This window comes from Escherichia sp. AM3, assembly GCF_032029835.1.
Taxonomy (GTDB): domain Bacteria; phylum Pseudomonadota; class Gammaproteobacteria; order Enterobacterales; family Enterobacteriaceae; genus Escherichia; species Escherichia coli.
Genome location: NZ_JAVUPQ010000868.1, coordinates 1 through 288, shown reverse-complemented (window position 1 = coordinate 288; position 288 = coordinate 1). Strand labels below are relative to the sequence as shown.

1 protein-coding gene is annotated in these 288 nt (G+C 54.5%); it reads left to right on the top strand.

Annotation, left to right across the window (positions count from 1 at the left end; genetic code table 11):
• Positions 1-288 (top strand): N-acetylmuramoyl-L-alanine amidase (locus RTW80_RS28780; RefSeq protein WP_312721511.1); only part of this gene is annotated, 288 nt, incomplete at both ends.

Below are 288 nucleotides of genomic sequence, written 5' to 3'. Positions count from 1 at the left end.
CGTGCAGACCGAAACCATCAAAAACAGCCTGACGCTCGGCTCGCATATCCTTAAACGGATTAAGCCCGTGCACCGTCTGCACAGTAAAAGCACCGAGCAGGCCGCGTTTGTGGTGCTGAAGTCCCCGTCCATTCCGTCCGTGCTGGTGGAAACCTCGTTCATTACCAACCCGGAAGAGGAGCGTTTTCTCGGCACCACGGCGTTTCGTCAGAAGATCGCGAACGCTATCGCCTCCGGGGTCATCAGTTATTTCAACTGGTTCGATAATCAAAAAGCGCACTCCAGGAA